The sequence below is a fragment of the Mesorhizobium sp. M0243 genome (assembly GCF_040321775.1).
Classification (GTDB): domain Bacteria; phylum Pseudomonadota; class Alphaproteobacteria; order Rhizobiales; family Rhizobiaceae; genus Mesorhizobium.
Genome location: NZ_JAMYSF010000015.1, coordinates 143,408 through 151,172, shown reverse-complemented (window position 1 = coordinate 151,172; position 7,765 = coordinate 143,408). Strand labels below are relative to the sequence as shown.

Annotated in this window: 9 protein-coding genes; 3 read left to right on the top strand and 6 right to left on the bottom strand. The window is 60.4% G+C overall.

The window, feature by feature from the left end; all coding sequences use genetic code 11:
* Positions 1 to 269: helix-turn-helix domain-containing protein (locus tag NKJ11_RS20345; protein WP_352794147.1), on the bottom strand; the 269-nt coding region annotated here is incomplete at its 3' end.
* 78 nt (positions 270 to 347) lie between these two features.
* On the opposite strand from NKJ11_RS20345, the gene NKJ11_RS20340 reads away from it, so the two are divergent.
* Positions 348 to 971, top strand: coding sequence for a chloramphenicol phosphotransferase CPT family protein (locus NKJ11_RS20340; RefSeq protein ID WP_352612300.1), 624 nt, complete (start codon positions 348 to 350; stop codon positions 969 to 971).
* 52 nt (positions 972 to 1,023) lie between these two features.
* Here the strand turns inward: NKJ11_RS20340 and NKJ11_RS20335 are convergent, their stop codons facing one another.
* The 5 genes from NKJ11_RS20335 to NKJ11_RS20315 all read right to left on the bottom strand — a co-directional run bounded on the left by NKJ11_RS20335 (position 1,024) and on the right by NKJ11_RS20315 (position 5,352).
* On the bottom strand, positions 1,024 to 2,166 hold the full coding sequence (locus NKJ11_RS20335; protein ID WP_352612296.1) for a phosphatase PAP2 family protein: 1,143 nt from the start codon (positions 2,164 to 2,166) through the stop codon (positions 1,024 to 1,026).
* A gap of 183 nt (positions 2,167 to 2,349) precedes the next feature.
* A complete protein-coding gene (locus NKJ11_RS20330) occupies positions 2,350 to 2,781 on the bottom strand; it encodes an HIT family protein (RefSeq protein ID WP_128303607.1) in 432 nt (143 codons plus the stop codon).
* A gap of 98 nt (positions 2,782 to 2,879) precedes the next feature.
* A complete protein-coding gene (locus NKJ11_RS20325) occupies positions 2,880 to 4,094 on the bottom strand; it encodes a GNAT family N-acetyltransferase (RefSeq protein ID WP_352794145.1) in 1,215 nt (404 codons plus the stop codon).
* Between the two features lie 50 nt (positions 4,095 to 4,144).
* On the bottom strand, positions 4,145 to 4,873 hold the full coding sequence (locus NKJ11_RS20320) for a glycerophosphodiester phosphodiesterase (protein ID WP_023812942.1): 729 nt from the start codon (positions 4,871 to 4,873) through the stop codon (positions 4,145 to 4,147).
* Positions 4,874 to 4,887: 14 nt separating this feature from the next.
* Complete coding sequence (locus NKJ11_RS20315) at positions 4,888 to 5,352, bottom strand: RidA family protein (protein ID WP_023812941.1); 465 nt, start codon at positions 5,350 to 5,352, stop codon at positions 4,888 to 4,890.
* 138 nt (positions 5,353 to 5,490) lie between these two features.
* Here NKJ11_RS20315 and NKJ11_RS20310 point away from each other — a divergent pair, with 138 nt between their 5' ends.
* Both NKJ11_RS20310 and NKJ11_RS20305 read left to right on the top strand, forming a co-directional pair.
* On the top strand, positions 5,491 to 6,318 hold the full coding sequence (locus NKJ11_RS20310) for a cell envelope integrity EipB family protein (RefSeq protein WP_023812940.1): 828 nt from the start codon (positions 5,491 to 5,493) through the stop codon (positions 6,316 to 6,318).
* Between the two features lie 113 nt (positions 6,319 to 6,431).
* Positions 6,432 to 7,730 (top strand): lysophospholipid acyltransferase family protein, encoded by a 1,299-nt coding sequence (locus NKJ11_RS20305; protein ID WP_023812939.1) that lies wholly within the window; start codon positions 6,432 to 6,434, stop codon positions 7,728 to 7,730.
* The last annotated feature ends 35 nt before the right edge of the window (positions 7,731 to 7,765 follow it).

Here is a 7,765-nt window from a genome sequence, read left to right as displayed (position 1 = left end):
GCATTGCGGATATTGAACAATGCAGCCGTCTGCCGATACGACAGACCTTCCTCCCACATTCGCTCAAGCACCGACAGCCTGAACGCCGCGTCGTAACGACCGTACTTACCAGATAGCCCGGCATCGCCATGCGCCTGGTACAACGCAACCCACTTGCGAACAGTGGCCGCATCAACGCCATGCATCGACGCCGCACTCGCGCAGCTCTCATCCCCGCCTAAATAGCTATCGACAACCGAGCGCTTGAAACTCTCGCTGTATTTGGACATGCAAAACCCCCGAAGGTTGTGTCCAACTTTCGGGGGTCAGTTCAAAACGGGGCTTTTTTCATTGGAGCGGGAGGACGCATGGCCGGGCAGGTCATCATTCTGAACGGTGCACCGAGATCGGGAAAATCAAGCATCGCCAGAGCTGTTCAGGAGAGCTTCGATGGCGTCTGGCTCAATCTCGGTGTCGACGTCTACGAGCAGGCCACGCCGGCACGCTATCGGCCTGGGATAGGATTGCGGCCTGGCGGCGAGCGTCCGGACCTTGAGGCCCTCGTGCCCGGATTATACGCCGCGCTCTACGAATCGATAGCCGCTCATAGCCGGTTGGAGCTGAATGTCGTTGCGGATGTCGGCCATCACGATGCCTATTCGAGACCACTTCACATTGTGGCCGATTGCGCGCGCCGGCTTGTAGGTCTGCCGGTGCTGTTTGTCGGTGTTCGCTGCCCGCTGGAAATCATCATGGAAAGGCGTGCGGCCAGCGCGGCAGACAAGGGATATGTAACCGGCTCGCCCGATGATCCCGTCCCGCTGCCCGTGCGTCTGTGGCAAGAAGAAGTCCACCGCCCAGGCGTGTACGATCTGGAAGTCGACACCTCGCTCCTCAGCCCTGGGCAATGCGCGGATACGATCGCAGAGCAGCTTAGCACCGTATCCAACAGCGTTTCAGAAACTATTCAACCCATCCAGCGCGGCCCTTGAGCCGTTTTGACCGGCATGGCCGCCGCAGGCGGGTTCGTCCAGATCGGCGAATTTACAGCCCGCATACGGCCGGCGATTGCATGGTGGAGCTCTCGATTTCAGCGGCCATGCGGTCCGACGCGAAACGTGTCACCAAATATCCGCACGCCTTCCAGATCGCGATCATCAGGAATGCACCCGCATAGCCATCCACGGCATAGTGCCAGCCAAGTACGACGGAACCGACCATAATGACGCCGGCGAATAACCACATCACAAGACCGGCCAGCCGAGACCGCCGTGTTGCGTAGAGGGCGAACAGCACCGCCATCGCAACGTGCAGGGATGGGAAGGCGGATATACCGACGCTGCCGGTAGTTGCGCCGGTATAGCCACTCCACAGCATATCCTGCGTGCTGAGCGCCCAGATCGGATAGACGCGATCGGCAACGGCAAGTGCTTGCATGAGGGGGTGAAAGTCGTTGCCGAACCCCAATCGCTCGTAAAAGCAAGGGCCAGCCGACGACAGGCCCATCGCGAGGAAGAAGCCACCCAGCGTCCACATCGTCATGAAGCTCATCAGGAACTGGTGACGCAGCTTCGTATCCTTGCGTGTGATGCACACGGTGAAAACCGTGGTGATGAGCACGACGAACCAGAAATTGTACGCGATGTTGATGATCTTCAACGCAAGCGGCGACTGGACGACAAACCACAACCATTCGTGCGGGGCTCGACCGAAATGCAGGATGCGATCGGCGTGAGCCAATGCTTTGTCCCATGCAAACGGAGAGAGGATTGCAATGGCTCCCTTCAACACACCGATCGCGGATATGAAGGCAAGACCTGCACCCAGGCCATTCAGGCTGTTGGCAATGCGTTCGGCATCGCCAAAGAATCTACCCAGTGACTTGAGGAAGGTGTGCAGCGGTTCGGTATCCCGCTGGACCAGCGCAAGGTGGAAAAGCGTCCCAAGTGCAAGGGCTGAGCCGCAAATCCAGAAGGCGATGAAAAGATACTCGGCGTATTCCTCCAGAACGCCGAAATCCGGCATGTTTCCAGTGTGCCACCCGACTGCGCTTGCCAGAAGCAGCGCAGCGGCAGCCATAGCGTGCAGCAGCCGGTGTCGCCAAAAGGCATCCGCCAAGATACCAAGAAAAGCACGTCCGAAAATTGCCCCCGTCAGCGGGGCCGATGCCGCAACCGAATCTTCCATGGTTTTGAAGCCCCACAGCTCGCCACGCCGTTACTGTTTTACCGTGAGACGGTTCAATATTTCCTAATCAGACGATTAGAGTTGCAAACGGTTGAGTCCCGGCGCCGGCACGGCCGGGCACTAGAATCGTCTTCTCGGCTAAACGGCGCTACCCGGTCCGCCACATCGGCTGACCTCTCGCTCTCAATTTTTGAGCGCAGTCCGGATCTTTTCGGCATTTTCGGTCAGCACCTCCGGCTTCTCCATTCCTCCCGTGTGCGACTTCAGCGGGATGCCGTCGAAGCGCGGAATGACATGTACATGCAGATGATAGACGGTTTGCCCCGATGCCGGCTCATTGAACTGCATGATGGTGACGCCGTCGGCGCCAAAGGCCTTTTTCACCGCCAGCGCCACTTTCTGAACGACGTTCAAGAGATGGCCGAAAATTGACGGGTCGGCGTCGAGCAGGTTGCGCGATGGCGCCTTCGGCAACACCAGCGTATGGCCCGGCCCCTGCGGCATCACATCCATGAAGGCGATGACCGCTGCGTCCTCGTAGACGCGGTGCGAAGGAATTTCGCCGCGCAGGATCTTGGCGAAGATGTTGTCGGTATCGTAGGCGGCCTCAGTCATGGTGAACGCTCCGGATTGTGCCTTTCGTGTAGCGAAACGGTGGAAAATCGACAAGACGATCGGGCGAAGTCAGCCCTGCTCGTCAGGCAGCCCTGTTGCTACTCCTCCAGATCCTTGCGGAACGGGGTGTGCCCCTCGAGATATTCGCTCATCCGCTCCACCTCGTGGCGTTCACGCCTGAGATAATCGGCGACGGCATTGCGCAGGCCTGGGTGTGCAATGTAGTGCGCGGAATGCATGGTCACCGGCCGGTAGCCGCGCGCCAGCTTGTGCTCGCCCTGCGCGCCCGCCTCCACCACCTTCAGCTTGCGCTCGATGGCGAAGTCGATCGCCTGGTGATAGCAGACCTCGAAATGCAGGAAGGGATGGTCCTCGATACAGCCCCAGTTGCGGCCATAGAGTGCGTCGGAGCCGATGAAATTGATGGCCCCGGCAATGTATCGCCCGTTGCGCCTCGCCATCACCAGCAGGATGTCGTCGGCCATGCGTTCGCCGATCAGCGAGAAGAATTGACGGTTGAGATAGGGCCGACCCCATTTGCGGCTGCCGGTGTCCATGTAGAAGGCGAAGAAATCGTCCCAGGCCTTCTCCGTGAGGTCCTTGCCGGTCAGCCGGTCGATCGAAATGCCTGGGGCAAGCGCTTCACGCCTTTCCTTCTTCATCGCCTTTCGCTTGCGCGAGGCAAGGGTGGCGAGGAAGTCGTCATAGGTCGAAAAGCCTTCGTTGAAGAAATGGAATTGCTGGTCGGTGCGGTGCAGGAAGCCTGCCGCTTCCAGCACCTCCACATCGCTCTCTTGCGCGAAGGTGATATGCGCGGAAGAGACGCCGAGTTTTTGCGTCACCGCCTTCAGGCCCGCCACGAGACCGGCCTTTACTTTGGCGCTGTCCTCGCCTTTACTGACCAGCAGGCGAGGGCCGGTGACCGGGGAGAACGGCACGGCACTTTGCAGTTTGGGGTAGTAACGGCCGCCGGCGCGCTCGAAGGCATCCGACCAGCCATGATCGAACACATATTCGCCCTGGCTGTGCGATTTGAGATAACAGGGCACCGCGCCCAGCAATCTGCCTTGCCCGTCCTCCAGCCTGAGGTGATGGCCCTGCCAGCCGGTACGCCGCACGGCGCATCCAGAATCTTCGAGCGCACTTAGAAAAGCGAAGGAAACCAAAGGATTGTAACTGGTTTCTGAATCTCCGCGCGCAGTTCCGGCAAAGCCGTTCCATTCATCACAGGTGAAGGCGCCGATGCCGGCGGCGACGCGGATCGAATAGTCCGCATTGGCCGTTTGTCCGTCGCCCTCGTCGCCCTGATCCATGAGGCTTATTTAAGCTCCGTCCGGCCTGGTACAAGTCACGTTTCAGACACTCATGCGACTTTGACCAGATCGGGCTCGAACCCCTCGAACGTCATCTGGTCGGCATATCTGAAGGTCAGGTCGACCGCCGGCTGGTCATGCACCGTCCAGGTGATAACAGGCATTTTCAGCCTTTCACGCACGAAGCTGACAAATGGGTTCGGCAGGTCGCCGGCGGCGTAGGAGGTGAAGGCGATCTCATGCGCCAGCATGGCGAAATGCGCCTCGATCAACCCGACGTCCTTGCCGTAGGCGGTGAGCCCCCCTGGGATACCCGGCGCGTCCTTCGGAAAATCGCGGACCAGCCAGTGGTCGAACGACATGATCGCCGCTTTGCCCTTGTAGCGCTTGAGCATCTTGCCGACGCTTGCCACCAGGCCTTCGTCATAGCCGGGCGTGCCTTTCAACTCGACCACCAATGGCACGCGGCCGTTCACCAGGTCGAGCGCTTCCTGCAGCGTCGGCACATGGTCCGCCGTGCCACCGACCCTGAGCGCCGCGAGTTCAGCTGCGGTACGCTGCCAGACGAAACCATCCTGGCCGGTCAGGCGCTTGAGATCGCCGTCATGGATGATGACGGGAACACGGTCGGACGACAGGTGCACGTCGCATTCGATGGCATAGCCGCGCTCGGCGGCCGCGGCGAAGGCCGACAGCGTGTTTTCCCAGCGCGTCTTGTTCATGTCGTGGAAGCCGCGATGGGCGACGGGCCGGGCGGTCAGCCAGGATAGGTCGGTCATATCTATCCCCTGGCTCATTCGATTTCGAAGACGGCTTCGATTTCCACTGCGGCATTAAGCGGCAGGCAGGCGGTGCCGACGGCGGAGCGCGCATGCTTGCCACGTTCGCCAAGGGCCGCCACCAGGAAATCGGAGGCGCCGTTGGCAACCAGATGCTGCTCGACGAACTCAGGTGCCGAGGCGACGAAAACGGTGATCTTCACCAGACGGCTAATCTTCTCGAGGTCGCCGAGTGCTGCCTTGGCCTGCGCCAGGATGTTGATCGCGCAGTATTTTGCCGCGTCCTTGCCGCCTGCCGTATCCAGATCGCGACCTAACAGCCCGCTCGCCTGCAGCTTGCCGTCCTTGAGCGGCAATTGCCCGGCGGTGAACAGCAGATTGCCGGTCCGGCAATAGGGCACGTAGTTGGCGGCGGGCGCGGCGGCGACGGGAAGCGTCACACCCAGATCACTTAGCCGCTTTTCGATTGTTTCACTCATGGTATTTCCCTATTGCTTGGTGACGCCGCGCCGGCCGGGCCGAAATTGCTATTTTTGCCTCGCTTCCGCCACGACTTTTTTTAAGCTGGACCATCTTTCCCTGCGGCCTGCCATCAGTCGCGACGATCGGAGTACCTCATGCGCGCAACGCGCCTCGCATTCCATGCCGTCCTGTTGTCGGGAGCCCTCTCGATAGGCCCTGCCTTTGCCGCGCCGGCGCTGCAAGCCCACCGCGCCGTCTACGATCTTACCCTGAAAAAGGCTTCCGATCAGTCCGGCATCACGGGCATATCCGGCCGCATGGTCTATGAGTTCAATGGCTCGGCCTGCGAAGGCTATACGGTGAAATTCCGCTTCGTCACCCAGATCGTCACCGCCGACAACACCAGGTTGACCGACCAGCAGACGACCACTTTCGAGGACGCCGAAGGCAAGACTTTTTCGTTCGTGACAAAATCCTTCGTCGACCAGAATCTCGACAAGGAGGTCAAGGGCATCGCCACGAAAGAGACCAAGGGCCTGAAGGTCGACATCGACAAGCCTGAAAAGAACAGCGTCGAGCTGGCGACAACCCAATTTCCGACCCAGCACCTGGTCGAGCTGATCGGCAAGGCCGAAAAAGGCGAGAATTTTTACGAAACGAACCTGTTCGACGGTTCCGAAGACGCCAACAAGGTGATGACCACCACTGTCGTGGTCGGCAAGAAAACCGATGCCGACAAGGCCGACCCGGAAGCTTCGGCACTGGCAAAGCTCGCCACGGACAAATACTGGCCGGTCGACATCGCCTATTTCGACGACACCAACAAGACGGGCGAAGAGGTGCCGGAATACCGTATCAGCTTCAAGCTGCATGAGAACGGCATCACCCGCGATCTCGTCATGGACTATGGCGACTTCTCGATGACCGGCAAGCTGGTCAACCTGTCGCTGTTCGACCAGACGAAACCCTGCCCCGCCAAATAGTGCCGGTCTAGGCAGTTGATTTACCACGACACGGCGTGGTCGTTGCGATCGACTTGAACGTGCCGCAATCGTCTCTCAACCTCTCCCAGCGTCCAGGCGCGAGGGGGATCAGCTTGAGCAGGATCGATACATTCGTCGCGCCGCGGCCCAACCCGGCACTGATCAGGGCCATGACATCCGTCAACCGGATCGTCATGCTGCGCGGCATTCCCGGATTTCGGGATCTGTTGCCGTTCAATCGCCTGGCCGGTCTTCGCGGCGTCGCCAATGTCCGCCATATCGACTTTCCCGACGCCGATCTTGAGCGGCTGAAGGCCAGTTGCGGGGCAGGGAAGGCGACCTTCATCACGCCCAATCATCCCGAGTTCTTCACCGACTGGATGATCGACAAGGAGATTGTGTCGCAGGTCAGCCCGCTCACGGCCTCATGGGCAACCAATGGTGTCGTCAACGGCCTTGGCCGGCTGATGCAGAAGTTCTGGCTGGCCAACAATCTGATCGCCCAGATTCCGGGCAACAGCGGGGCAGCCAAGGAACACTCGATCGCCTGGGCCTTGAAAGGCCATGGCGTGCTGCTGCATCCCGAAGGCGGCGTCGGCTGGCATGCCAATGTCGTTGCGCCTTTGCTGCCGGGTGCCGTCGAGATGGGGCTCGAGGCCCTCAAGCGCGGCCGGGCCACGGATCCGGATTTCAAGGTCTGGATCGCGCCAGTCGTCTGGAAGCTGGCCTTCACCGGGAATGTCGAAGCGGCGCTGGCGAAGGAATGCGCCTATGTCGAGAAAAGCCTGAAAATAGAACGCCTTGCGACCGACACGCTGCCGCAGCGCATCCACCATGTCTATTCGACGCTGCTGGCCCGCGATGAAGCAGCATCGGGCATGCCATCCGACGAAGGCGCAACCTATACCGAGCGTCAGCAGGCATTGGTTGCTGAACTCGGCCGCCGACTCGGCGAAAGCATCTCGCCCGACACTGATGTCACCGACGCAACCGAACTTCTGCGGCGGGCGCGTCGTTGGCAGCGCGAAAACAGTGGCGATGCGGAAGGCCGAAAGCAGGTCCGCGCGCTCGCCGACACGATTCAGAGGCTGCAACGCGTCGGGCCCTGGGCCGCGGCCAACCCGCGCATCAGCCTGGAAGAGATCGCCGAACATCTGAAGCGGGTCCGCAACGACTATTGCCGGGGCGGACTGCGTGACACGATCAACCGGTTCATTCCGCAGCCGGCCGGACCGCGTTGCGCCCATATCCGGGCGCCGGAGGCGCTGGGCCTGCATGAGTATGCCGGCTCGATCGACGATGCGGTTGCCGAGTTGCATCGTCGCATGCAGGACACAATGACCAGCACCGTGGCTGAAGTCGAGGCCGGCGGCGGCTTCATTTTCTATCCGAATCCCTTCTATCATCGCTAGACGAGTGCCTGTCGGCGCAAGATGAAGGAATACGG